This window comes from Burkholderia sp. AW49-1, assembly GCF_053427845.1.
In genome coordinates, this window is sequence record NZ_JBSAXF010000003.1 from 1 (window position 1) to 25,930 (window position 25,930).

The 25,930-nt window shown below is 66.8% G+C and carries 19 protein-coding genes and 1 pseudogene; 13 read left to right on the top strand and 7 right to left on the bottom strand.

All coding sequences use genetic code 11. The features are described 5' to 3' along the window. Positions 1–48: 48 nt before the first annotated feature. Positions 49–1,242 carry a beta-ketothiolase BktB gene (gene bktB, locus ACV22W_RS06545; RefSeq protein ID WP_448018442.1) on the top strand — a complete coding sequence of 398 codons (1,194 nt, stop codon included), beginning with the start codon at positions 49–51 and terminating at the stop codon, positions 1,240–1,242. A 39-nt stretch (positions 1,243–1,281) separates the two neighbouring features. Further along, entirely contained in the window at positions 1,282–2,136 is an 855-nt protein-coding gene (locus ACV22W_RS06550; protein WP_448018443.1) for a 3-hydroxybutyryl-CoA dehydrogenase, read from the top strand. Between the two features lie 69 nt (positions 2,137–2,205). On the opposite strand, the pseudogene ACV22W_RS06555 reads toward ACV22W_RS06550, so the two are convergent. Continuing rightward, positions 2,206–2,322 (bottom strand): annotated as a pseudogene (locus ACV22W_RS06555) (TetR/AcrR family transcriptional regulator); the annotation flags it as partial. 772 nt (positions 2,323–3,094) lie between these two features. Here ACV22W_RS06555 and ACV22W_RS06560 point away from each other — a divergent pair. Next, complete coding sequence (locus tag ACV22W_RS06560) at positions 3,095–6,616, top strand: pyruvate carboxylase (protein ID WP_448018444.1); 3,522 nt, start codon at positions 3,095–3,097, stop codon at positions 6,614–6,616. Between the two features lie 135 nt (positions 6,617–6,751). On the opposite strand, the gene deoC is transcribed toward ACV22W_RS06560, so the two are convergent. Beyond that, positions 6,752–7,432 (bottom strand): deoxyribose-phosphate aldolase, encoded by a 681-nt coding sequence (deoC, locus tag ACV22W_RS06565; protein WP_448018445.1) that lies wholly within the window; start codon positions 7,430–7,432, stop codon positions 6,752–6,754. Positions 7,433–7,578: 146 nt separating this feature from the next. Here deoC and deoR point away from each other — a divergent pair, with 146 nt between their 5' ends. Next, on the top strand, positions 7,579–8,349 hold the full coding sequence (deoR, locus tag ACV22W_RS06570) for a DNA-binding transcriptional repressor DeoR (protein ID WP_448018446.1): 771 nt from the start codon (positions 7,579–7,581) through the stop codon (positions 8,347–8,349). A 38-nt stretch (positions 8,350–8,387) separates the two neighbouring features. On the opposite strand, the gene fucP is transcribed toward deoR, so the two are convergent. From fucP to ACV22W_RS06585, 3 genes are all read right to left on the bottom strand, one after another. Continuing rightward, positions 8,388–9,761, bottom strand: a complete 1,374-nt coding sequence (gene fucP, locus ACV22W_RS06575) for an L-fucose:H+ symporter permease (protein WP_448018447.1) — start codon at positions 9,759–9,761, stop codon at positions 8,388–8,390. A 43-nt stretch (positions 9,762–9,804) separates the two neighbouring features. Further along, on the bottom strand, positions 9,805–10,731 hold the full coding sequence (rbsK, locus tag ACV22W_RS06580; RefSeq protein ID WP_448018448.1) for a ribokinase: 927 nt from the start codon (positions 10,729–10,731) through the stop codon (positions 9,805–9,807). Between the two features lie 432 nt (positions 10,732–11,163). After that, a complete protein-coding gene (locus ACV22W_RS06585; protein WP_448018449.1) occupies positions 11,164–12,135 on the bottom strand; it encodes an AraC family transcriptional regulator in 972 nt (323 codons plus the stop codon). Between the two features lie 94 nt (positions 12,136–12,229). On the opposite strand from ACV22W_RS06585, the gene ACV22W_RS06590 reads away from it, so the two are divergent. Together ACV22W_RS06590 and ACV22W_RS06595 are read left to right on the top strand one after the other, a co-directional pair. Beyond that, positions 12,230–13,063 carry an oxidoreductase gene (locus ACV22W_RS06590; RefSeq protein ID WP_448018450.1) on the top strand — a complete coding sequence of 278 codons (834 nt, stop codon included), beginning with the start codon at positions 12,230–12,232 and terminating at the stop codon, positions 13,061–13,063. 267 nt (positions 13,064–13,330) lie between these two features. Continuing rightward, positions 13,331–14,167 (top strand): alpha/beta fold hydrolase, encoded by an 837-nt coding sequence (locus ACV22W_RS06595; protein WP_448018451.1) that lies wholly within the window; start codon positions 13,331–13,333, stop codon positions 14,165–14,167. Positions 14,168–14,344: 177 nt separating this feature from the next. Here ACV22W_RS06595 and ACV22W_RS06600 read toward each other — a convergent pair whose 3' ends face one another. Together ACV22W_RS06600 and ACV22W_RS06605 are read right to left on the bottom strand one after the other, a co-directional pair. After that, positions 14,345–15,751, bottom strand: a complete 1,407-nt coding sequence (locus ACV22W_RS06600) for a 3-deoxy-D-arabino-heptulosonate 7-phosphate synthase (protein WP_448018452.1) — start codon at positions 15,749–15,751, stop codon at positions 14,345–14,347. A 136-nt stretch (positions 15,752–15,887) separates the two neighbouring features. Beyond that, complete coding sequence (locus tag ACV22W_RS06605) at positions 15,888–16,649, bottom strand: 2-keto-4-pentenoate hydratase (RefSeq protein WP_448018453.1); 762 nt, start codon at positions 16,647–16,649, stop codon at positions 15,888–15,890. Between the two features lie 265 nt (positions 16,650–16,914). On the opposite strand from ACV22W_RS06605, the gene ACV22W_RS06610 reads away from it, so the two are divergent. From ACV22W_RS06610 to ACV22W_RS06640, 7 genes are all read left to right on the top strand, one after another. Continuing rightward, the gene (locus ACV22W_RS06610) at positions 16,915–17,394 is read left to right on the top strand and encodes a universal stress protein (RefSeq protein WP_448018454.1); all 480 of its coding nucleotides are present in this window, start codon (positions 16,915–16,917) and stop codon (positions 17,392–17,394) included. A 15-nt stretch (positions 17,395–17,409) separates the two neighbouring features. Continuing rightward, the gene (locus tag ACV22W_RS06615) at positions 17,410–17,601 is read left to right on the top strand and encodes a DUF2964 family protein (protein WP_059537270.1); all 192 of its coding nucleotides are present in this window, start codon (positions 17,410–17,412) and stop codon (positions 17,599–17,601) included. Between the two features lie 810 nt (positions 17,602–18,411). Continuing rightward, positions 18,412–22,191 (top strand): nitrate reductase subunit alpha, encoded by a 3,780-nt coding sequence (locus ACV22W_RS06620; protein ID WP_448018455.1) that lies wholly within the window; start codon positions 18,412–18,414, stop codon positions 22,189–22,191. Then, complete coding sequence (gene narH / locus ACV22W_RS06625; protein WP_448018456.1) at positions 22,188–23,717, top strand: nitrate reductase subunit beta; 1,530 nt, start codon at positions 22,188–22,190, stop codon at positions 23,715–23,717. Before ACV22W_RS06620 ends, narH begins: the two co-directional genes overlap by 4 nt. After that, entirely contained in the window at positions 23,714–24,409 is a 696-nt protein-coding gene (narJ, locus tag ACV22W_RS06630; protein ID WP_448018457.1) for a nitrate reductase molybdenum cofactor assembly chaperone, read from the top strand. Before narH ends, narJ begins: the two co-directional genes overlap by 4 nt. Positions 24,410–24,433: 24 nt before the next feature. Continuing rightward, positions 24,434–25,117: a respiratory nitrate reductase subunit gamma gene (gene narI / locus ACV22W_RS06635; protein WP_448018458.1), complete on the top strand. Its 684-nt coding sequence runs from the start codon at positions 24,434–24,436 to the stop codon at positions 25,115–25,117. A 9-nt stretch (positions 25,118–25,126) separates the two neighbouring features. Then, positions 25,127–25,915 (top strand): peptidylprolyl isomerase, encoded by a 789-nt coding sequence (locus ACV22W_RS06640; RefSeq protein WP_448018459.1) that lies wholly within the window; start codon positions 25,127–25,129, stop codon positions 25,913–25,915. Positions 25,916–25,930 lie beyond the last annotated feature (15 nt).

A 25,930-nucleotide genomic window follows, 5' to 3' on the forward strand; every position in this document is an offset into this window, starting at 1 on the left:
GCAAACGCATCCCCGCGCCCACGGGCGCGAACGAACCGGAGTGAGACGATGAGCAATGCAGCGAAGGAAGTCGTGGTGGTGAGTGGTGTCCGTACCGCGATCGGCGATTTCGGCGGGAGCCTGAAGGATTTCTCGCCGACCGATCTCGGGGCGAAGGTCGTGAGCGAAGTGCTGTCGCGTGCGAACGTCTCGGGTGACGCGGTCGGGCATGTCGTGTTCGGCCACGTCGTGAACACCGAGCCGAAGGACATGTATCTCGCGCGTGTCGCGGCGATCAACGGCGGCGTCGCGCAGCACACGCCGGCGCTGACCGTGAACCGTCTGTGCGGCTCGGGCCTGCAGGCGATCGTCTCGGCCGCGCAAACGATCATGCTCGGCGATGCCGACGTCGCGATCGGCGGCGGTTCGGAGAACATGAGCCGTGCGCCGTACACGGTGCCGTCCGCGCGCTTCGGCCAGCGCATGGGCGATGCGAAGCTCGTCGACATGATGCTCGGCGCGCTGCACGACCCGTTCCAGACGATTCACATGGGCGTGACGGCCGAGAACGTCGCACGCAAGTACGGCATTACGCGTGACGCGCAGGACGCGCTCGCGCTCGAATCGCATCGTCGCGCGGCGCGCGCGATCGCGGAAGGCCGCTTCAAGGACCAGATCCTGCCGATCTCGATCCGCACGAAGAAGGGCGAGGTCGCGTTCGACACCGACGAGCACGTGCGTCACGACGCCGGTCCGGACGATTTCTCGAAGCTGAAGCCGGTGTTCGTGAAGGAGGACGGCACGGTGACGGCCGGCAACGCGTCGGGGATCAACGATGCGGCCGCCGCGGTGCTGATGATGAGCGCGGATGCCGCGCGCGCACAAGGCGTGAAGCCGCTCGCGCGTCTGGTCGCGTATGCGCATGCGGGCGTCGATCCGGCGTACATGGGCATCGGCCCGGTGCCGGCCACGCAGAAGGCGCTCGAGCGCGCGGGCCTGAAGATCACCGATCTCGACGTAATCGAGGCGAACGAAGCGTTCGCCGCGCAGGCATGCGCGGTCACGCAGGAGCTCGGCCTCGATCCGGCCAAGGTCAACCCGAACGGCTCGGGCATTTCGCTCGGTCACCCGATCGGCGCGACGGGCGCGTTGATCACGGTCAAGGCGCTGTACGAGCTGAAGCGCATCGGCGGGCGTTACGCGCTCGTGACGATGTGTATCGGCGGCGGCCAGGGGATTGCGGCGATCTTCGAGAACATCTGATAATCGACCGCTCAGCACCCGAAACACACAGGAATCGTCATGGCAATCGAAACCGTCGGCGTCGTGGGCGCCGGAACCATGGGCAACGGCATTGCGCAGACCGCCGCCGTTGCAGGACTCAACGTCGTCATGATCGACGTCAGCGATGCGGCGCTCGACAAGGGTGTCGCCGCACTGAAGGGCAGCCTCGAGCGGCTGGTGTCGAAGGAGAAGCTCGACGCCGCCGCACGCGACGCCGCGCTCGCGCGCATCTCGACGTCGACCGATTACGCGAAGCTCGCCGCGGTCGACATCGTGATCGAAGCCGCGACCGAGAACGTCGAGCTGAAGAGCCGCATCCTGAAGCAGATCGAGTCGGTCGCGCGGCCCGACGCGATCATCGCGACCAACACGTCGTCGATCTCGATCACGTCGCTCGCGGCGTTGCTCGCCGATCCGTCGCGCTTCGTCGGCATGCATTTCTTCAACCCGGTGCCGCTGATGCCGCTCGTCGAGATCATCCGCGGGCTGCAGACGAGCGACGCGACCGCGTCCGCCGTGCGCGCGCTGACCGAGCGTTTCGACAAGTCGCCGATCGGCGTGCGCAATGCGCCGGGCTTCGTCGTGAACCGGATCCTCGTGCCGATGATCAACGAAGCGTTCTTCGTGCTGGCCGAAGGCATCGCGTCGGCCGAGGAGATCGACGCGGGGATGAAGCTCGGTGCGAACCATCCGATCGGGCCGCTCGCGCTGGCGGACCTCGTCGGGCTCGACGTGTGTCTCGCGGTGATGGACGTGTTCCTGAAGGACTTCGGCGACACGAAGTACCGTGCTTGCCCGCTGCTGCGCGAGATGGTGTCGGCGGGGCGGCTGGGGCGCAAGACGGGGCGCGGGGTGTACGACTACAGCAAGTAAGCGGCATCTCGATACCTCTTCACGCGGCCGCCTTCGGGCGGCCGTTTGCTTTGCACGGCACGCCTGGATGTCGAGCACCGCCAGATCCTGTGGCAATGTCCGCTTGAACATCGCGAGCAGCTGCCGGGCTGCCTTCGGTTGCAACGTGATCGCATGGCGCACGGCCGCGGCGACCTGGATCATCATCGCCCTGAAGCACTGATGTCTCCCGGCCCATCGATCCGCGCAGCCGACCCGCTCCGGCGCGCGAGATTTCAGAACTGAAACTTCGATTCCATATCTGCGTCGGTACCGGCCCGCGCTTCGCATCCGATCCCCGTACATCAACGCCGTCCGTCCGATGACGGACGTGGCCTGGTTTTTGCGTTAACCGGACGACATGCTCGATCTCCGTTTCGTCTGACCGGTCGTTCCGGAGGAAACGAAGCGGACGGTTCGAGCGGCGACTCGCTTTTCAATCGTAAGGTGAATGCAATGACTGGCAGCGGTAAACGAAACACGGTATCGGGGGACGACGCGCGTCGTGTAGCGACGGAGCGCGAGGCGGACGCGGATCGATCCGCGACGACGCGCGAATCGTCCAGTGAACGGCGCCCCGAGCCGAATTGGGCATGGGCAAAGGGAACGGCGGGCTACGACTGGATGGATCACGCACCGCTTTTCGACCACCGCGATTGATCTTGTCGCGAGCGCAGGTCGTATCACGGGCTCACCACGGTTCGACCGGCGATCGACGACCGACCGGCCAGCCGGTCCCTTATTTCCCGCTGGTCGGCTGGATGCTATTCGTCGTCGCGATGTCGATAGCGGCCATCCGGCGATCTGGCGAACATGTCGACTGGCGAAAGCCGGGACGATGCAACCTCGAATGACCGACGCGTGAGTCCGCATGCCGCCCAGCGAAGCAGGCGGGCGGCCGACGGCGCGTCGGCGCGCTCAATTCAACCATTCACTTTCCATGGCCGCCGTGACGCCTACCCCCATCCAGTCCATCCTGATCGCGAACCGCTCGGAAATCTCGATTCGCGTGATGCGTGCCGCCGCCGAACTGAACATGCGTACGGTCGCGGTGTATTCGAAGGAAGACCGCCTTGCGCTGCACCGCTTCAAGGCGGACGAGAGCTACCTGATCGGCGAAGGCAAGAAGCCGCTCGCCGCGTACCTCGACATCGACGACATCCTGCGCGTCGCGCGGCTGGCGAAGGTCGACGCGATCCACCCCGGCTACGGCTTCCTGTCGGAGAACCCGGACTTCGCGCAGGCCGTGATCGACGCCGGCATCCGCTGGATCGGGCCCTCGCCCGACGTGATGCGCACGCTCGGCAACAAGGTGGCCGCGCGCAATGCCGCGATCGCGGCCGGCGTGCCCGTGATGCCCGCGACCGAGCCGCTACCGGACGATCTCGATGCGTGCCGCGCGCTCGCCGCGGAAGTCGGCTATCCGCTGATGCTGAAGGCGAGCTGGGGCGGCGGCGGGCGCGGGATGCGCGTGCTGGAAAACGCTCAGGACCTCGAAACCCTGCTGCCGGTCGCGCGCCGCGAGGCGCTGGCCGCATTCGGCAACGATGAGGTATACGTCGAAAAACTCGTGCGCAACGCACGGCACGTCGAGGTGCAGGTGCTCGGCGACCTGCACGGCACGGTCGTGCATCTGTACGAGCGCGACTGCACGGTGCAGCGGCGCAACCAGAAGGTCGTCGAACGCGCGCCGGCGCCGTATCTCGACGACGCAGGCCGGCAGACACTGTGCGAATCCGCGCTGCGCCTGATGCGCGCGGTCGGTTACACGCATGCGGGCACGGTCGAATTCCTGATGGATGCCGACACCGGCCAGTTCTACTTCATCGAGGTGAACCCGCGCATCCAGGTCGAGCATACGGTGACCGAGATGATCACCGGCATCGACATCGTGAAGGCGCAGATTCGCATCACGGAAGGCGGCCGGATCGGGCTGGCGGAGGACGTCGTGAACGGCGACGGCGCGATCGTCGAACGTGCGGCCGGCGTGCCCGCTCAGCAGGCGATTCCGCTGAACGGCAACGCGTTGCAATGCCGGATCACGACCGAGGACCCGGAGAACGACTTCCTGCCCGACTACGGTCGGCTCACGGCGTATCGCAGCGCGGCGGGCTTCGGCGTGCGCCTCGACGCCGGCACCGCCTATGGCGGCGCGGTGATCACGCCGTATTACGACTCGCTGCTGGTCAAGGTGACGACCTGGGCGCCGACGGCCGCCGAATCGATCCACCGGATGGATCGCGCGCTGCGCGAGTTCCGGATTCGCGGCGTCACGTCGAACCTGCAGTTCCTCGAGAACGTGATCAATCACCCGGCCTTCATCGCGGGCGACGTGACGACGCGATTCATCGACAGGACACCTGAATTGCTCGCATTCGCGAAGCGCGGCGATCGCGCGACGAAGCTGCTGCGTTATCTCGGCGAGCTGAACGTGAACGGCAATGCCGAGATGAGCGGCCGCACGCTGCCGGCGCTGCCTTTGTCGAAGCCCGTGCTGCCGAAGGTCGATACGGCGATGCCGATTCCGGCAGGCACGCGCGATCGCCTGCGCGAGCTCGGCCCCGAGAAGTTCGCGCGCTGGATGCTCGACCAGAAGCAGGTGCTGCTGACCGACACGACGATGCGCGACGCGCACCAGTCGCTGTTCGCGACGCGCATGCGCACCGCCGACATGCTGCCGATCGCGCCGTTCTACGCGCGCGAGCTGTCGCAGCTGTTCTCGCTCGAATGCTGGGGCGGCGCGACCTTCGACGTCGCGCTGCGCTTCCTGAAGGAAGACCCGTGGGAACGCCTTGCGCTGCTGCGCGAACGCGTGCCGAACATCCTGTTCCAGATGCTGCTGCGCGGCTCGAACGCGGTCGGCTACACGAACTACGCGGACAACGTCGTGCGCTTCTTCGTGCAGCAGGCCGCGAGCGCGGGCGTCGACGTGTTCCGCGTATTCGACTCGCTGAACTGGGTGCGCAACATGCGCGTGGCGATCGATGCGGTTGGCGAGAGCGGGATGCTGTGCGAAGGCGCGATCTGCTACACCGGCGACCTGTTCGACACGTCGCGCGCGAAGTACGACCTCAAGTATTACGTCGGCATCGCGCGCGAATTGCAGCAAGCCGGCGTGCACGTGCTCGGCATCAAGGACATGGCCGGCATCTGCCGTCCGCAGGCGGTCGCCACGCTCGTGAAGGCGCTCAAGGAAGAAACCGGGCTGCCGGTGCATTTCCACACGCACGACACGAGCGGGATCGCCGCGGCGTCGGTGCTCGCGGCGGTCGGTGCGGGCTGCGATGCGGTGGACGGCGCGCTCGATGCGATGAGCGGGCTCACGTCGCAACCGAACCTGTCGAGCATCGCGGCGGCGCTGGCCGGCGGCGAACGCGATCCGGGGCTGGACCAGGACCGCCTGCACGAAGCCTCGATGTATTGGGAAGGCGTGCGCCGGTATTACGCGCCGTTCGAATCGGAGATTCGCGCGGGCACGGCCGACGTGTACCGCCACGAGATGCCCGGCGGCCAGTACACGAACCTGCGCGAGCAGGCGCGCTCGCTCGGCATCGATCATCGCTGGACCGAGGTGTCGCGCGCGTATGCGGACGTGAACCGCCTGTTCGGCGACATCGTCAAGGTCACGCCGACGTCGAAGGTGGTCGGCGACATGGCGCTGATGATGGTCGCGAATGACCTCGCCGTGGACGACGTGCACAACCCGGACAAGGACATCGCATTCCCCGAGTCGGTCGTGTCGCTGTTCAAGGGCGAGCTGGGCTTCCCGCCCGACGGCTTCCCGGCGGACCTGTCGCGCAAGGTGCTCAAGAGCGAGCCGCCGGCGCCGTATCGTCCCGGCGACCAGATCCCGCCGGTCGATCTCGACGCGGTACGCAAGCAGGCCGAGGCCGCGTGCGAGCAGCCGCTCGACGACCGTCAACTCGCGTCGTACCTGATGTATCCGAAACAGACGGTCGACTATTACGCGCACGTGCGTGCATACAGCGACACGTCGGTCGTGCCGACGCCGGCGTTCCTGTACGGGCTGCAGCCGCAGGAGGAAGTGGCGATCGACATCGAGCCGGGCAAGACGCTGCTCGTGTCGCTGCAGGGCCAGCACGCCGATGCGCAGGACGGCATCGTGAAGGTGCTGTTCGAGCTGAACGGTCAGTCGCGTTCGGCGCTGGTCGAGCAGAAGAGCGTCGTGCAGGCGGGCAAGGAGCGTCATGGCCTGCAGCGTGCCGACCCGGCGAATCCGCTGCACGTGGCCGCGCCGATGCCGGGCTCGGTCGTGACGGTGGCCGTGCAACCGGGGCAGCGTGTGTCGGCTGGCACGACGCTGATCGCGCTCGAGGCGATGAAGATGGAAACGCACATCGCGGCGGAGCGCGACTGCGAGATCGCGGCCGTGCATGTGAAGCCGGGTGATCGGGTCGCGGCGAAGGATCTGCTGATCGAGTTGAAAGACCCGACGCAATGAGGGTTGCCGCGATCGGTCTTGCGTGGTGATCGAGCGGTGCATTGCAACCGGCACGCCGCCTGGCGGGGAGGCGCGCCGAACTGTCCGGCGTCGGCTGGCTGCGCGCCGATGCGCGGCCAGCCGGCCCGCCACCGGTCAGTACGCCGCGTCGCTGCCGCCCCGGTCGGTGACGATCGCCACGCCCGAACTCGTGCCGAGCCGCGTCGCGCCGGCTTCGAGCATCGCAAGCGCGGTCGCGCGGTCGCGCACGCCGCCCGACGCCTTCACGCCGAGCACGGGGCCGACCGTGCGGCGCATCAGCGCGACGTCCTCGAGTGTCGCGCCGCCGTGACCGAAGCCGGTCGACGTCTTCACGAACGCGACGCCGAGGTCGCGGCACATCTCGCACACGCGCACCTTCTCGTCGTCGGTCAGCAACCCCGTTTCGAGGATCACCTTGAGCGGCACCGTGCCGCACTCACGGTGTACGGCATCGATATCGGCCTTCACGTCGTCGGCGCGGTCGCTCTTGAGCGCGCCGAGGTTGATCACCATGTCGATCTCGCGCGCGCCCGCCGCGATCGCGGCCGACGCTTCAAACGCCTTCGCGGCGGACAGGCCCGCGCCGAGCGGGAAGCCGACCACCGCACACACGAGCACACCGGTGTCGGCCAGCTCGCGCGCGGCGAGGGGCACGTTCGCCGAATTCACGCAGACCGAATAGAAGCGATGCTCGGCCGCCTGCCGGCAGAGTTCGCGGATCTGCGCGTCGCTCGCGTCGGGCGCGAGCAGCGTGTGATCGATGGTTTGGGCGAGCTGGGCGTTGGAAAGCGGCATGTGTCGAAACTCCACGGATCGTGTGCCGCAAAGGTACACGGAAAGTTGATGTTTTCACATCGGTTTGTTACAAATACGACATTCCGGCCGGGCCCGCGCGCCCGGCACGACGAGCGACGCGTGGGACGGGCAGGCAGGATACGGGCATGGAAACGAAGAAGGGCGAACGGATCAAGACGCTGATGAACGTGCTGCAAGGGCAGAACGCGATTCATCTGAGGGAAGTCGCCGATCTGTTCGGCGTGTCGGAAATGACGATCCGCCGCGACCTCGCGGACAATCCGCACGGCCTCAGCCTGATCGGCGGCTACGTGACACGCCATTTCGCCGCGCAGCGCAGCGACATCGGCGAATACCTGATCAGCGCCGAGAACAACCGGCAGACCGAGGAGAAGCGCCGCATCGGCAAGCTCGCCGCGCAGTTCGTGAAGACCGGCGACACGATCTTCGTCGACTGCGGCTCGACCACGCCGTTCATCGTCGATTTCATTCCGGACGACCTCGAATTCACCGCCGTCTGCAATTCGCTGAACGTGTTCGCGAAGCTGCAGCAGAAACCGCATTGCAGCGTGATCCTGTGCGGCGGCGTGTATCACCGCAAGAACATGGTGTTCGAGGCGGTGGCCGAGACGGGCATCCTCGACACGGTGCGCGTGTCGAAGGCGTTCATCTCGGCGGCCGGCGTCAGCGATCGCTGCGGCGTCACGTGCTTCAACTTCCACGAAGTCGATGCGAAGAAGAAGGTGATGGCGCGTGCGCAGAACCGTTTCCTGCTCGTCGATCACACGAAGTTCGACGAAGTGCGCGCCGCGTATTTCGCTGACCTGACCGATTTCAACTACGTGATCTCCGACGGGCAGTTGAGCCGCCGGTACGAGACGACGATCCGCGAACACGGGATCGCGCTCGTGACCTGATGCGGCGCGGCGGCGCAGTTCGATCCCGCGTCGCATCGTCAGGCGCCTGACGTGTTGCGCGTTTCGGCGTAGCGCGCGGATGCGTCGCTGTCGGCCGCCGCGTCGGGCGTCGCCGCCGGCAGGTGGCGCAGGCAGTAGAACCCGTAATGGACGATCACGACGAAGCACGCGAGCGGCACGACGAACGCGAGCTGCATGTTGCCGCCCGTGCGATCGGAGATCAGCCCCTGGATCAGCGGCACGACCGCGCCGCCGACGATGCTCATCACGAGGATCGAGCCGCCGTATTCGGTGTCCTTGCCGAGGCCGTCGATCGTCAGGCCGTAGATCGTCGGCCAGCACGGGCCGAGGAACACGCTCACGCACATCGCCGCGTACACGGCCGTGATGTCGTGCACGCCGATCGTATAGGCGAGCAGCGCGATGCACAGCACGCCGTACGCGATCAGCACCTTGGCCGGGCCGACGCGCTTCATCACGAGCGTCGCGATCAGCTTGCCGACGAAAAACGCGAAGAACGTCGCGAGCAGGTAGTGCGATGCGCCGCGCTCGTTCAGGCCGCCGATCTGCATCGCGAGCCGGATCGTGAAGCTCCACACGCCGACTTGCGCGCCCACGTACAGGAACTGCGCGACGACGCCCGCGACGAAGCGCCGATTGCCGAACAGGCGCGCGAGCGTGCCGCGTGCGTCGACCCGGTGCGTGGCCGGGCTCGACCCGATGCCCTTGCAGGCCGGATACGGCGTCAGCGCGAATACGACGAACACGGCCGCGAGCACGACGATCAGCCACTTGTACGGCTCGAGCGTCGCCTGGATCATCGCGAGCTGGTGCCGATGCGCGTCGACCGCGGACATCGCCGCGAGCTGCGCGTGCGACGCGTCGCCTTCCTTGAAGATCAGGAAGCTGCCCATGTAGACGCCGGCCATCGCGCCGAACGGATAGAACGTCTGCGAGATGTTCAGGCGCCGCGTGCTGGTGTCGCGCGGGCCCATCAGCGTCGAATACGAGTTCGACGCCGTCTCGAGGAACGACAGCCCCGCCGCGATCACGAACAACGCGACGAGGAACATCCCGTACTTCGCCATCGACGCGGCCGGGAAGAACAGCAGGCAGCCGGTCGTATAGAGCAGCAGGCCGATGAGGATCGTCGTCTTGTAGCTGAACTTCTTCACGACGGTCGCGGCGGGAATCGCGAGGAAGAAGTAGCCGAGGTAGAACGCGGACTGCACGAACGCCGATTCGAAATCGGACAGGAAGAACGATTTCTTGAACTGCGCGATCAGCACGTCGTTCAGGTTCGCCGCGGTGCCCCACAGCGCGAACAGGCAGCAGAGCAGCGTGAACGCGAAGAGGGGCGTGCGGTTCAGGTAGTAGCCGTCGGGCGTGTGTTCGATTCTGGCTCGGCTCACGGGTGTCTCCTTCCCGGATGGTCTCGTCGATGGACGGCGCCGTTCAGCGGCCGGCGTCGCGGAGGAAGCGTTCGAAGGTCGCGGCGTCGGCGTACGACTTCTGCGTGCCGAGGCCCGTGACCGAATGCGCGGCGTAGGCCGACGCGTAGCGCATCGCGTCGATCGCATCGCGCGTCGCCGCGTAGCAGCGCGCGAAGCAGCCGATGTACGCGTCGCCGGCGCCCGTCGTGTCGCGCGCGTCGACCTGCACACCGGCCACGTGCCGTGCGCCGTCGCGCGAGACGAGCAGGGAGCCGTCGCTGCCGAGCGTGACAAGTACGTGCTTCAGCCCGCGCGCGATCAGCGATTCGGCGGCGCGGGTCGCGCTGTCGCGCGAATCGACCGGCATGCCGGACACGATCGCGAGTTCGGTCTCGTTTGGCACGAAGAATTCGACGGAGCGGATCCGTTCGAAATCGAGGCCGGCGACCGCGGGCGCGGGGTTCAGCAGCACCGGAATGCCGTGCCGCGCGCCGAAGGCGATTGCGTGATAGACGGTGTCGAGCTCGATCTCGAGCTGCAGCACGATCAGCGTGCATTCGACGAGCTTCGGCGCGGCCGCGTCGATGTCGGCCGGCCGCAGGTGACGGTTCGCACCCTTGACGATCAGGATGCTGTTGCTCGAATCGGGCTCGACGAAGATCGGCGCGACGCCGCTCGGCACGCCGGCAACCTTTCGTACGTGCGTGGTGTCGATGCCTTCGCGCTCGAAATTGCGGATCGTGTTGTCGGCGAACACGTCGTCGCCGACCTTCGTCACCATCACGACACGCGCGCCGAGGCGCGCGGCCGCGACGGCCTGGTTCGCACCCTTGCCGCCGCAGCCGAGCTCGAAGTTCGGCGCCTCGAGCGTTTCGCCCCGGGCGGGCATGCGCGTGACGTAGGTCACGAGGTCGACCATGTTGCTGCCGATGACGGCGATTGTCTCCATTGGTGTCTCTTCCTTGGAATGGGTGGGCCGCGTGCGCGATCGACGGCGGCCGCAATGAATGGGAATAAAATCACAATAAATGTGAGAATGCAATCGTATGATGTTAGGTGGGTCACTATGTGGGATTGGCGCAGGCAACGGGTTCGCTGTCCTGGGAAGCCGCCCCGGCCGAAGTGGAGGAGATTTTCGAGTTTCCGTTCTCGACGCTGCTGAATCCCCGATCTGCCGCGGCAATACCGTGACGGGGAACGGGTTGGCCCCCGGTACTGGGCGAACCAGACGCAGGACATCTGGGGCGCGACCGCGCTCATCCCGAAGTCGCTGGCGGGTCTGGTGCGCAACGCCGCGCGCGGCGCGCGTGCGCGTCCCGACCAGGTTCACGCACGGGCAGCGGGCCCGCGAAGTCACACGTGCGGCTCGCGGCTCAGCCGTTCAATGCGACGATACGAACACCGCATCGTCGAACGCGGCCGGAATCGCGAACTGCGCGCGCATGCGCTTCGTCTCCTGCGCGGGCGTCTGGCCGAACAGCCGCTTGAATTCCCGGCTGAACTGCGACGCGCTCGCATAACCGACCGCATGGCCGGCCGCCTCCGCGGTCAGGTCCTGGCGCACCATCAGCAGGCGCGCCTGATGCAACCGCGTGGACTTCAGGTACTGCATCGGTGACACCTGCGTGATCGCCTTGAAGTGGGCGTGGAAGCTCGGCACGCTCATGCCGGCTTCCGCGGCCAGCCGCGTCACGTCGAGCGACCGCGCGTAGTCGGCGTGAATCATGCTTAGCGAACGGCCGATCCGGCCGAACTGTCCACGCATCGCCAGCGCGTTCCTCATCGCGCCCCCCTGCGCGCCGGTGAGCACTCGGAAATACAGTTCGCGCAGCAACCCGGAGCCGAGCACGGCCGCTTCGAGCGGGCGGTGCATCGCCTCGACGAAACGCAGCGCGGTCGCGTGCATCGCATCGTCCATCGGCGTCGACATCATGCTTTTCGGCGCCTGCACGGGTTCGGCGATTCCCTCGCGATCGATCCGCGCGGCCAGTTCGGCGGCCATCGGGAAATCGAGGTGCAGATACAGCGCGAGCAGCGGATGCTCCGCCGTTGCGTCGGTTTCCATGCTGAACGGCACGGGCACCGATACGGCCAGGTAGTGGTCCTCGTCGTACAGATAGCGTTCGCCGCCGAAATAGCCGCGCTTGCTGCCCTGGCACACGATCACGATGCCCGGGTCGTACAGCACCGGCGTGCGGGATAGCGCGCGGTTCGAACGCAGGATGCGCACGCTCGGCAGCGCGGTCAGGTTGTAGCCTTCGTCCGGCGCCAACGCATGCAGCAACGCGATCAGGCGTTCGCGGCCGCGCGCGGGCGGCGACGGCGCGCGGGGCGAGGAGGGTGCGTCAGTCATAGTTTCAGGCAAGAAATTCAGCGGAATCGGACTTATTCGACGTAGTTCGTCAGACTAACATGCATGCTTCGATCGACATTCGGGAGAAGCTCACATGGCATCCTGCAACATCATGCTCATCACCGGCGTCAGCAGCGGCTTCGGCCGTGCGCTCGCACAAGCGGCCCTGGCCGAGGGTCACACGGTGGTCGGCACCGTGAGAAGCGAAGCGGCAAAACGGGCGTTCGAGGCGCTGTCCCCGCGTGCGGCCATCGGGCGCGTGCTCGACGTGACCGACTTCGAGCGCATCGACGGCGTCGTCGCGGAAATCGAGTCGAGCGTCGGCCCCGTCGACGCGCTGGTGAACAATGCCGGCTACGGGCACGAAGGCGTCATGGAGGAGTCGCCGCTGTCGGAGATGCGTCGGCAGTTCGACGTCAACGTATTCGGCGCCGTCGCGATGATGAAGGCCGTCGTGCCGTTCATGCGCGAACGCCGGCGCGGCCGCATCCTGAACATCACGTCGATGGGCGGCCACATCACGATGCCGGGCATTGCCTATTACTGCGGCAGCAAGTTCGCGCTGGAAGGGATTTCCGAGACGCTCGGCAAGGAGCTCGAGCCGTTCGGCATCGCGGTGACGGCGGTGGCGCCGGGCTCGTTCCGTACCGACTGGGCCGGCCGTTCGATGACGCGAACGCCGCGTTCGATCGCCGATTACGACGCGCTCTTCGATCCGATCCGCCAGGCGCGCGAGGAGAAAAACGGCCGCCAGTCGGGCGATCCGGCGAAGGCGGCGCGCGCGATGCTGGAGGTCATTGCGGCGGACCACCCACCGGCCCATCTGCTGCTCGGCAGCGATGCGCTTCGGCTCGTGCGCGCCAAATGGTCGGCGCTGGACGACGAAATTCGCACGTGGGAGGCGGTGACCGTGTCGACGGACGGTTGACGCGCGATCGGTCGTGCGTGACGCATCACACGGAGCGTTGCGTTGAAAGCCACGCCTGCGGGCGCAGGCCGGGGGCGCCGTTGCCCGCGGGAGCCGATGCATGACGGTATGTAATTGGCTTCATGACACGGTCGCGGTTTTCCGCTACAACACTGGGGTGCTGCGTCGACCGACGCGGCGTGCCACCGCGCCGCAGTTCGTCACCGGCACCCGCCCGGGTGGCCGGCCGGCACGTGATGTCCACCTACCCCAAAGGAGCCTGCAGCCATGCCGTACATCACCACGAAGGACAACGTCGACATCTTCTACAAGGATTGGGGCCCGAAGGATGCGCAGCCGATCATGTTCCACCATGGCTGGCCGCTGTCTTCCGACGACTGGGATGCCCAGTTGCTGTTCTTCGTGCAGAAGGGCTTTCGCGTGATCGCGCACGATCGCCGTGGCCACGGCCGGTCGACGCAGGTTTCCGACGGCCACGACATGGATCACTACGCGGCGGATGCGTTCGCGGTGGCCGAAGCGCTCGACCTGCGCAACGCGGTGCATATCGGTCACTCGACCGGCGGCGGCGAAGTCGCGCGCTACGTGGCCCGCCACGGCGAGCCGGCCGGACGCGTCGCGAAGGCGGTGCTGGTCAGCGCGGTGCCGCCGCTGATGCTGAAGACGGACGCGAATCCGGAAGGCCTGCCGCTTGAAGTCTTCGACGGCTTCCGCAAGGCGCTCGCCGACAATCGCGCGCAGTTCTTCCTGGACGTGCCGTCGGGCCCGTTCTACGGCTTCAACCGGCCGGGCGCGGTGGTGCACCAGGGCGTGATCCAGAACTGGTGGCGCCAGGGCATGATCGGCGGCGCGAAGGCGCACTACGAAGGCATCAAGGCGTTCTCGGAAACGGACCAGACCGAAGACCTGCGGTCGATCTCGGTGCCGACGCTCGTGCTGCACGGCGAAGACGACCAGATCGTGCCGATCGCGGACTCGGCGCTGAAGTCGGTCAAGCTGCTGAAGAACGGCACGCTGAAGACGTATCCCGGCTATTCGCACGGGATGCTGACGGTCAATGCCGACGTCCTGAACGCGGACCTGCTGGCCTTCATCCAGTCGTAACGCTATCGGCGCATGCCCGCTTTCGCGGGCTGCGCCGCGCCGGCCGCGTCGGCTCCGATTCGCTTCGGTCCTGTGCGTTGCGCGGCGCGAGGACACCGCGTCGCCTGGCCGCTCAGCCGCTCAGCCGGTGCGTCGGCGGCATTACGCGTGCAGCCGACGCACCGCACGCGTCACACGTCACGCATCGTTTGCGGCGCTGTCGCCGACATCGCCTTCGATCGCGGCCAGCAGATCGTCGACGCCCACCATCAGCGCTCGAACCTGCCGCAGCGATTCGTACTGATGCAACACCGCGCGCCACGACGGCAGTTCCAGCAGCGCTTGCCATACGACGCCGAGGCCGTGCGGATCGGCATCCGCGTGCTGCGCCAGCGCGCTTGCGTATTCAAGGCTCGCCGGCGCCGACAGCAGCTGCATCCGGCTCGCGGCTCCAAGCAGGCGCGGCGCGGGATCTGCCGACGCATCGCAGCAGTACAGCACCTCGCGCTGCAGTGCCGCGCCGTCGATCGTCAGTGCGTGCAGCGACGCGCCATGCAGGCGTACCGCGCCTTCGCGCGTGTCGAACGCATAGACGGTGTCCGGATCGGCTTGCGCGAGCAGGCTCAGGCCGCGCAGCAGGCGCGGCAGATCGGTGGTCGCGGCATCCGCGGATGCTTTCGCTTCGACGAGAAACAGGACGTGCCACGCGGCAGACGGATCGTCGCCGCGCGCGCGCTCGAGCAGCACCGCATCCCATTCGGTTTTCGCGCGGTCGTGCTTGCCGGGTATCGAGGCCGGCACGCGCATCGACGTGACCACGCGATACGTGCGGTGCGCGTCGCTCGCATCGAGCTGCGCGGCCAGGGCGTCGAGCGCCTGCGCGGCCAGCGCTTCGACGGCCGCGCCCCGTTGTTGCGACGTGGCACCTTGCGCGACGGCGAGCGCACTGCCTTCGAGCGGCCCCTGGCGGCTCCACAGCGTGCGGTACCGCTGGACGTCCGGATCCGGCGACAGTGCATCGAGACGCTGCAGCCGGGCGAGCGCGGCGCTGTTCTTCAGTTTGACGATGTCCTGTTCGAACGCGGTGTCGGTCGCCATCTCCGGTTGTGCGAGCAGGTGCCGCAGCGCGGCATCGAGATCGTCCCACGATGCGCCGGCCGCGGCCGCGTGCAGCCGCGCGAGCGGCTCGCGTTGCCATGCCTGCGCACGCCGTTCGAGCCGGGCCGGATGGGCGATCGTGTTGACGGCCGAACGCAGCGTGCGCCGATCCTGTTCGGCATGTGCCGCGAGCGATGCGTATTCGCGCACGGCCGCGGCACCATGTCGAAGCACTGCGGCCTGGAATGCGGGGTCGCCGGATCGTGCGTCCATCGCGTCGCCGATCATTCGCGCGAGCGCGTCGATGAAGCGGCGTTGCAATGCCGGGTCGGGCACGAGGCCGTCGGCCTGCATCCGGCGCGCTTCCTCGATCACGACGGCGATGATGGCGGCCGGGCTCGCGGCGTCGGTCAGCGACGCTGCGCGCGCGAACGGCGGCAGCCGGTAGCGGCGATCGACGGTTCTCAGGACTTCGTCCAGCAGGGCAGGCAGCGGTGTCGGCGGCATGGCGAATGACGGGAGGGGCACGCGGTTCGCGCGTGACGGGCGATGTGCAACGGTATCACGCAGTGCCCGCATGCTGCATCGCGTGCAGCGCGTCGATCTGCTTGCGTGCGTTCGCCGCGTTGCCCGCCGCCGGACGTCAGGCCGTCAGCGTGACCGACAGGCTGCCGAGTTCGCCGAAGCGCACCGTCAGCGCATCGCCGAGCGGCACGTCGATCGCGCCCGCATACGAACCGGTCGTCACGATCTGGCCGGCACGCGCGCCGTCGCCGCGCGATGCGAGGAAATTGACCAGCCATACGAGCGGCTTGAGCGGATCGCCGTCCGGATGACGGCCGTCGATCGTGCGATTCAGCGCGCCCTCGAACGACAGCGCGAGCGTCTCGAGCGGCACGTTCAATCCGTCGGGCACGACGGGCCCCACGCACAATCCCTGGTTGAACTGCCCGTCGGCGAGCAGTTCGAATTTCGATGCGCGCGCGGGCTCCGCATAACGGCAACCCAGCACCTCGAGCACGATGCGCACTTCGCGGATCGCGCCGCGCACGTCGTTCTCGTCGTATGGCTGCGCGCGGGGGGGCAGGTCGCGATCGAGCACGAACGCGATCTCCGGCTCGATCCGCACGATCGGGCCGCCGACGACGCGATACGGCGCATCGGCTTCGCGGATCGTCGACGCGAAGATCGGCGCGACGATCACGCGGTCGGGCGGCGGCAGCGCGCATTTCCATCCGCCGATGGCTTCGCCGAGCAGATCGGCGACGCGATGCTGGATCGCCAGCGCGGTATCGACGTTCTCGGGGCGCAAGGCGTCGGGAAGCAGCGGGCCGGGCACGCCGGCATGGCGGGCGGCGACGAGATGCTGGGCGGCGCCGTCCACGCGTTCGGTAGTCGTTGTCATGTCGGTTGAGCGAGTTGAAAGTAAGCCGGCAAAAAAGGGCCGGACGAAGGTCGTAACGTCGATGATAGCGCCTTCGGCGGCATGGCTGCCCGGTTGCGCGGTGCGGCCGCGGGGACGGCGCGTCGATTTTTGCGCGTGGCGCTTTGCCGCACGCCGCGTTTTTCGTGGATGTTGATCGCCGTCAAGCTTCGAACCGGCCGTCCGCCGATGATGGGGACATGGCCGCGCGCGACCGCGCGCGGCAACTCACCCCAGCGAGGTTCGCATGTACAAGAAGATCATGGTGGCCGTCGACGGCAGCGCTTCGTCGAAACAGGCGCTTGCCGAGGCAGTGAAGGTGGCGCTGGCGGGCGACACGCACGTCAGCGTCGTATACGTGGTCGACAAGTCGGTGCTGTTCACGTACGCGGGTCGTTTCGATCCGCACGCGCTCATCGAGGAAATCCGCGACGACGGGCGCAAGGTGCTGCGTGAAGCCGAACAGGTGCTCGCGCGGGCCGGCGCGAAGGGCGAGGCGGAACTCGTCGAAACCGAGAGTATCGGCGAGGACGTCGCGGAGCGCCTGCAGCGTTACGTGAAGGAGCGCGGGATCGACCTCGCGGTGGTCGGCACGCACGGGCGGCGCGGCATCCGGCGCGTGCTGCTCGGGAGCGTCGCCGAGCGCTTCGTGCGTGGCTCGAAGTGCCCGGTGCTGCTGATTCGCGGCGACGATGCCGGCGAACCGGCTTCCGCCGCGGCAGCCTGACGCGGCGGGCGCGCGATGATACGCCGTCAATACCGGATCGTCGTCGCGGCGATCGCCGTGTTCGTGTCGCTCGCGGGGATGATGGCCGTGGTGACGGGGCTGCTGTTCGACGAAACGATCGCGCTGCGTGGCGGCGCGGTCGCATTGATCGTCGGCGTGGCCGGCTTTGTCATCATGCTCAACCCGGGGCCGAAGGGCGAGGGGTGACGCGCGGCACTTCCACGGTTTCATGCAGGACCGGCACCGCAACAGCACCGCCGGTCCGTCTTTCCGCCTCTCTCGGTCCGTCACGCCAGGCGCATTCGCGCAATCCCGCCCGACTGGCATCTCGTGGCCGGCAATCTCCCATCCCGCCGATTCCGCATCAGGCCGCACGCTTCGATTGAATGATTCGCGCGTGCGCGAGCGCGCTGCTTCTCATCTCATCGCGGCGGTCGAGTCCAGTCCTCGCAACTTTCCTTCGGCGACATGCCCGTATTGATCCGGCCTGGCACGGCAGCCGGTGGCGCGCATGCGGCTGCGACTCGTGCGTGATTGCATCGCGCCGCGAAAACGCGGGACGTCGTGACAATGCGGCTCCCGCGCATGAACGTGTGATCGAGCGCCTGCCTGCAACCCGTCAATCCCGATTCGAAGTCTTTCGTGACAAGAGCCGCGCGGCGATTCCGAATGGCGAACACCGGTCGATCCGACGCCACACGATGCCGGTCAATCCCGAACCTCGCTCCGGCCATGCGTGGCCGCGATGGGCGAACGCGTGACGCGACGGCGCCGGTAGCGCGCATGCCATTGACGCGCCTGCATCGGTCCCCATTTAACACCGATGCGTGCCGGGGCAACGATATCGTGATTTGTATCAAGCCGTGATATGTCGATCCGAAAGAGAATTCATTCGACCCGGACGCCAAGGGATGGAGGCGAACGCAACGAGCCGAATGCCGATCGTCCTTTACATCCGGGATATCACCTCCTTAAATATTCAGGGTCTGCCAAGAGACCGGAAAAAACGAGATCCCCATGAGCCATTTCCTGGACAGATTGCGTTATTTCTCCACCACCAGGCCAACATTCTCCGACGGACACGGTGCCGTCACGGACGAGGACCGCAAATGGGAAGACGGCTATCGGCTGCGCTGGCAGCACGACAAGATCGTCCGTTCGACCCACGGGGTGAACTGCACGGGGTCGTGCTCATGGAAGGTCTACGTGAAAGGCGGGATCGTCACCTGGGAAACCCAGCAGACTGACTACCCGCGCACGCGCCCCGACATGCCGAACCACGAACCGCGTGGCTGCTCGCGCGGCGCTTCGTACTCCTGGTATCTATATAGTGCGAACCGTCTCAAGCATCCGATGGTGCGCAGCGCGCTGGTGAAGCTGTGGCGCGAACGCCGCCGCACGCTCGCGCCGGTCGACGCATGGCGCTCGATCGTCGAGGACGACGACGCGCGGCGCTCGTACCAGAGCCGGCGCGGGCTCGGCGGCTTCGTGCGCGCGAGCTGGGACGAGGTCAACGAGATCGTTGCGGCCGCAAACGTTTACACGGTCGAGCGGCACGGCCCCGATCGCGTGGTCGGCTTCTCGCCGATCCCGGCGATGTCGATGGTGTCGTATGCGGCAGGTTCGCGCTACCTGTCGCTGATCGGCGGCGTGTGCCTGAGCTTCTACGACTGGTATTGCGACCTGCCGCCCGCGTCGCCGCAGACCTGGGGCGAGCAGACCGACGTGCCGGAATCGGCTGACTGGTACAACTCGACGTTCATCATGATGTGGGGCTCCAACGTCCCGCAGACCCGCACGCCCGACGCGCACTTCCTCGTCGAGGCGCGCTATCGCGGCACCAAGGTCGTGTCGGTGTTCCCCGATTACTCGGAAGGCGCGAAGTTCGGCGATCTGTGGCTGCATCCGAAGCAGGGCACCGACGCGGCGCTCGCGCTCGCGATGGGTCACGTGATCCTGAAGGAGTTCCACCTCGCGGGCAAGAGCGACTATTTCATCGACTACTGCAAGCGCTATACCGACATGCCTGCGCTCGTGCGCCTGGTGCCGCACGGCGACGGCTACGTGCCCGAGCGCCTCGTGCGCGCATCCGATTTCGACGATGCGCTCGACGAGGCCGCGCACCCGGAGTGGAAGACCGTAATGATCGACGACGCGACCGGTGAATTCGTCGTGCCGGTAGGCTCGATCGGCTTCCGCTGGGGGCAGCAGGCCAAGGACGGATCGAACGACAAGGGCAAGTGGAACTTGCGCGGCGAGACGTCGAAGGGCGCGGCGCTGTCGCCGCGGCTGTCCTGCACGGCCGAACACGACGATGTGGTCGACGTGCTGTTTCCGTATTTCGGCAACCAGCCGCACGCGCATTTCAACTCGACGCAGCACGGCTCCGAGCTGTCGCGCCGGATCGGCGTGCGACGCGTCGCGACGCGCGACGGCGAGATGCTGGTCGCGACCGTCTACGATCTGTTCGTCGCGAACTACGGGCTCGACCAGGGACTGGGCGGGCGCGACGTGGCCGCGAGCTACGACGACGATCTTCCGTATACGCCGGCGTGGCAGGAAACGATCACGGGCGTGAAGCGCGCGGATGTGATCTCGGTTGCGCGGCAGTTCGCGGAGAACGCGCACAAGACGCAAGGCAAGTCGATGGTGATCATCGGCGCGGGGATCAACCACTGGTTCCACATGGACATGTCGTACCGCGCGATCATCAACATGCTGATCATGTGCGGCTGCGTCGGCAAGCCGGGCGGCGGCTGGTCGCATTACGTGGGCCAGGAGAAGCTGCGTCCGCAGACGGGCTGGACCGCGCTCGCATTCGCGCTCGACTGGAACCGGCCGCCACGCCACATGAACGCGACGTCGTTCTTCTACGCGCACACCGACCAGTGGCGCTACGACACGATGGACCCGGGCGCGCTGCTGTCACCGCTCGCGGACAAGACGCAGTTCCACGGTTCGCCGATCGACTACAACGTGCGCGCCGAACGGATGGGCTGGCTGCCGTCCGCGCCGCAACTCGCGGTCAATCCGCTGAAGGTCGGCGCAAGTCTCGGCGACCCGGCGCAGGCGGGCGCCGATGTCGCGCGGCAACTGAAGGCCGGCATGCTGCGGATGGCGTGCGAGGACCCGGATTCCCCCGACAACTTCCCGCGCAATCTGTTCGTGTGGCGTTCGAACCTGCTCGGTTCGTCGGGCAAGGGTCACGAGTATTTCCTGAAGCACCTGCTCGGCACGACCAACGGCGTGCAGGGCGACGACCTCGGCACGACGGGCGGCGCGCGCCCCGAGGAAGTGAAGTGGCACGACGAAGCGCCGCGCGGCAAGCTCGACCTGCTCGTCACGCTCGACTTCCGGATGTCGACCACCTGCATGTATTCGGACGTCGTGCTGCCGACCGCGACATGGTACGAGAAGGACGACATGAACACGTCCGACATGCACCCGTTCATCCATCCGCTGTCGGCGGCGGTCGATCCCGCGTGGGAATCGAAGAGCGACTGGGAGATCTTCAAGGGGATCGCGAAGCGCTTCTCCGAACTGTGCGACGGGCATCTCGGCGTCGAACGCGACGTCGTGCTCGCACCGATTGCGCACGATACGCCGGGCGAACTCGCGCAGCCGTTCGACGTGCAGGACTGGAAGCGCGGCGAATGCGAGCCGGTGCCGGGCCGCACGATGCCGGCGGTGATCGCCGTCGAGCGCGATTATCCGAACACCTATGCACGCTTCACGTCGCTCGGCCCGTTGATGGACAAGCTCGGCAACGCGGGCAAGGGCATTGGCTGGGACACGAAGGACGAAGTGAAACTGCTCGGCCGGCTCAACTATCAGGTTGCCGGCGGCGCCACGCAGGGGCGCCCGCGCATCGACACCGCGCTCGACGCAGCCGAGGTGATTCTCGCGCTCGCGCCGGAAACCAACGGCGAAGTCGCGGTGAAGGCATGGCGCGCGCTGTCGGGCATCACCGGCATCGACCACACGCACCTGGCCGCCGCGCGCGAGGACGAGAAGATCCGCTTCCGCGACATCCAGGCGCAGCCGCGCAAGATCATCTCGTCGCCGACGTGGAGCGGGATCGAATCCGAGCATGTGTCATACAACGCCGGTTACGTGAACGTGCACGAGCTGGTGCCGTGGCGCACGCTGACGGGCCGTCAGCAGCTTTACCAGGATCATGCGTGGATGCGTGCGTTCGGCGAGTCGCTGTGCGTGTACAAGCCGCCGATCGACACGGGGAGCTATGCGCACATGGTCGGCAAGCGCTCGAATGGCAACCCCGAGCGCGTGCTGAACTTCCTGACGCCGCACCAGAAGTGGGGGATCCACAGCACGTATACCGACAGCCTGCTGATGCTGACGCTGTCGCGCGGTGGCCCGATCGTGTGGATGTCGGAGGACGACGCGAAGGCGATCGGCGCGGTCGATAACGACTGGATCGAGTGCTACAACTCGAATGGCGCGTTGTGCGCGCGGGCGGTCGTGAGCCAGCGGATTCCGTCCGGGATGGTGATGATGTACCACGCGCAGGAAAAGATCGTGAACACGCCGGGCTCGGAGATCACCGGCACACGCGGGGGCATCCACAACTCGGTCACGCGCATCGCGCTGAAGCCGACTCACATGATCGGCGGCTACGCGCAGTTGTCGTACGGCTTCAACTATTACGGCACGGTTGGCTCGAATCGCGACGAGTTCCTGATCGTGCGCAGGATGAGCAAGATCGACTGGCTCGACGGCGAGGAAACCGCGGTCGACCCGACAACACAGGTCGTACGGGATGGAGAAACGTCATGAAGGTACGCGCACAGATCGCGATGGTGCTGAACCTCGACAAATGCATCGGGTGCCATACCTGCTCGGTGACCTGCAAGAACGTGTGGACCAGCCGCGAAGGGATGGAGTACGCGTGGTTCAACAACGTCGAGACGAAGCCGGGCATCGGCTATCCGAAGGACTGGGAGAATCAGGAGCGCTGGCGCGGCGGCTGGCAGCGCCGTGCGGACGGCAGGATCGAGCCGCGTCTGGGCGGCAAGTGGCGGCTGCTCGCGCAGATTTTCGCGAACCCGCACCTGCCCGAGATCGACGATTACTACGAGCCGTTCACGTTCGACTACGGCCATCTTCAGGAGGCGGGCAACACGCGCGCGATGCCGGTCGCGCGACCGCGTTCGCTGATCAGCGGCCAGCGGCTCGAGAAGATCGAGTGGGGCCCGAACTGGGAGGAAATCCTCGGCGGCGAGTTCGAGAAGCGCGCGAAGGACTACAACTTCGAGGCGGTGCAGAAGGAGATCTACGGGCAGTTCGAGAACACCTTCATGATGTACCTGCCGCGCCTTTGCGAGCACTGCCTGAATCCGGCGTGCGTCGCGGCGTGTCCGTCGGGCTCGATCTACAAGCGCGAGGAAGACGGCATCGTGCTGATCGACCAGGACAAGTGCCGCGGCTGGCGCATGTGCGTGTCGGGCTGTCCGTACAAGAAGATCTACTACAACTGGCAGAGCGGCAAGGCCGAGAAGTGCATCTTCTGCTATCCGCGCATCGAGGCCGGCCAGCCGACCGTGTGTTCGGAAACCTGCGTGGGCCGCATCCGCTACCTCGGCGTGCTGCTGTATGACGCCGACAGGATCAGCGAAGCCGCGAGCGCGGAGAACGAGAAGGACCTGTATGAAGCGCAGCTGTCGCTGTTCCTCGATCCGGAGGACCCGGCCGTGATCGCGCAGGCCGAGCGCGACGGCGTGCCGGCCGCGTGGCTCGACGCCGCGCGCCGCTCGCCGACCTACAAGATGGCGATCGACTGGAAGATCGCGTTCCCGCTGCATCCGGAATACCGGACGTTGCCGATGGTCTGGTACGTGCCGCCGCTGTCGCCGATCAACTCGGCCGCGAACAGCGGCGCGCTCGGGATGAACGGCTACCTGCCGGACGTCGAATCGCTGCGCATTCCGCTGCGCTATCTGGCGAACCTGCTGACGGCCGGCGACGAGGCGCCCGTGAAGCTCGCGCTCGAACGGCTGCTCGCGATGCGTGCGTTCATGCGCGCGCGTCACGTCGACGGCATCGATGCGCGCGGGGTGCTCGACCAGGTCGGTCTGTCGCTCGCGCAGGTCGAGGAGATGTACCGCTATCTCGCGATCGCGAATTACGAGGATCGCTTCGTGATCCCGACGACGCACCGCGAGTATGCGGAGAATGCATACGACCTGCGCGCGTCGTGCGGCTTCTCGTTCGGCAACGGCTGTTCCGACGGCCGTTCGGAGGGCAGCCTGTTCAGTCCGAAGAAGGGCACGAAAACCATCCCGATTCACGAGGCGTCCCGATGAGCACCGCATCCGATCCGACCTATGCAGCGTTCGCGGCGCTGCTCGACTATCCCGACGAAGCGCTCATCGACGTGCTCGATTCGATCGAAGCTCACCTGCGCGAAAACGTGCGCGTGCCGAAGGCGGTGCGCGCAGGCCTCGACCGCTTCTTCGCCTACGTGCGCGAGCGTGATCTGCTGACGCTGCAGGAGAACTACGTCGCCCTGTTCGATCGCGGCCGCGCGACGTCGCTGCACCTGTTCGAGCACGTGCACGGCGAATCGCGCGACCGCGGGCAGGCGATGGTCGACCTGCTGCAGATGTACGACCGGCATGGGCTCACGTTGAATCCGGGCGAGTTGCCCGACTACCTGCCCGTGTTCCTCGAATATCTGTCGCGGCTGCCGGCGGCCGATGCGCGCAATCTGCTCGGCGAGACCGGCGAAATCCTGCGTGCGCTGGCCGGCCAGCTCGCGCAGCGCGGCAGCCATTACAGCTTCGTCGTCGGCGCGCTGCTGCCGATGGCCGGCCTCGCGCCGGTCGACGCACCCGCGGCCGCGGACGACGACGTCGCCGGCGAACGGCCGAGTGCCGACGATTACCGCGCGCTCGACGCGTCGTATGCGGACGAGGCGGTGCGCTTCGTCGGTGCGGCGACACCAGCCGAGCAGACGGTGCGGTTCCACGACAAGCGGCCGGCCCGCGGCGCGTAAGCGCGGGCCCAACTGGGGAAAGACATGAACGCTTATTTGCATCAGTTCCTGTTCGGGATCTATCCGTACATCTGTCTCGCGGTGCTGCTCGTCGGCAGCCTGATCCGCTTCGACCGCGAGCAGTACACCTGGAAGAGCGATTCGTCGCAGCTGCTGCGCCACGGGATGCTGCGGCTCGGCAGCAACCTGTTCCACTGGGGCGTGCTGGTCGTCGTGCTCGGGCACTTCGGCGGCTTCCTCGCGCCGCACTGGCTCGTGTCGCCATTCCTGTCGGCGTCCGGGCACCAGCTCGTGGCGATGGTGGCGGGCGGTGCGGCCGGGGTCGCGGCGATCGTCGGGCTGACGATCCTGATCTGGCGACGCCTCGGCGACCCGCGCATCCGCAAGAACAGCCGCAAGTCCGACATCCTGATCGTGCTGATGCTGTGGGTGCAGCTCGCGCTCGGGCTCGGCACCGTCGTGCTGTCGACGCGCCACATGGACGGCGTGATGTTCGAGCAGCTCACCGACTACGTGAAGGGCGTCGTCACGTTCCGGCCGGACATCGCGAGTCTGCTGGCCGGCGTGCCGCTGACGTACCGGCTGCATATCCTGCTGGGCTTCACGATCTTCCTCGTGTCGCCGTTCACGCGGATGGTGCACATCTGGAGCGGCATCGCGTCGGTCGCGTACCTGATCCGTCCGTACCAGCTCGTGCGCAAGCGCTGAGGAGGCCATATGAACGATGTTCTCTCCGAAATCGCGAGCGCGCCGCTGACGATCAACGGCATTGCGATCGACGATGCGGCCATCGCGGCCGAGGCCGAGCATCACGGCGACGCGCCCGATCCGCTCGACGCGGCACGGCATGCGCTCGCGGTGCGCGAATTGCTGCGGCAGCGCGCGGTGTCGCTCGCGCTGATCGACGAAGGCGCGCCGCTCGACGACACAGCGGTCGACGCATTGCTCGAACGCGAGCTGACGCACGTGCCCGAACCGGATCGCGCCGATTGCGAGCGCTACTACGCGCAGTATCCGGCGCGCTTTCGCCGCAACGACATCGTGTATGCGAGCCACGTGCTGTTCGCGGTGACCGACCGCGTGCCGCTCGCGCCGCTGAGGCAGCGCGCGGAACGTGCGCTCGCCGACGTGGTGGCCGCGCCCGACACGTTCGAAGCGGTCGCGCGCGCATCGTCGAATTGTCCGTCGGCACAAGTCGGCGGCAGCCTCGGGCAGCTCCTGCGCGGCGACACCGTGCCGGAATTCGAGGCCGCGCTGTTCGACACGGACGGGCTCGGCGTGCTGCCGAAACTCGTCAATACCCGCTTCGGCTTCCACATCGTGCGCATCGAGCGCCGCGTGCCGGGCGACGTGGTGCCGTTCGACGAGGCCGCCGGCCAGATCGCCGCGTACCTGTCGGAACGCGTGCGGCAGCGGGCGATGCGGCAGTACGTGGCGATACTCGCGGGCAGCGCGCGGGTCGAAGGCGTGACTTTCGACGGCGCGAACGGGCCGCTCGTCCAATGAAACGAGGTTTTGCGT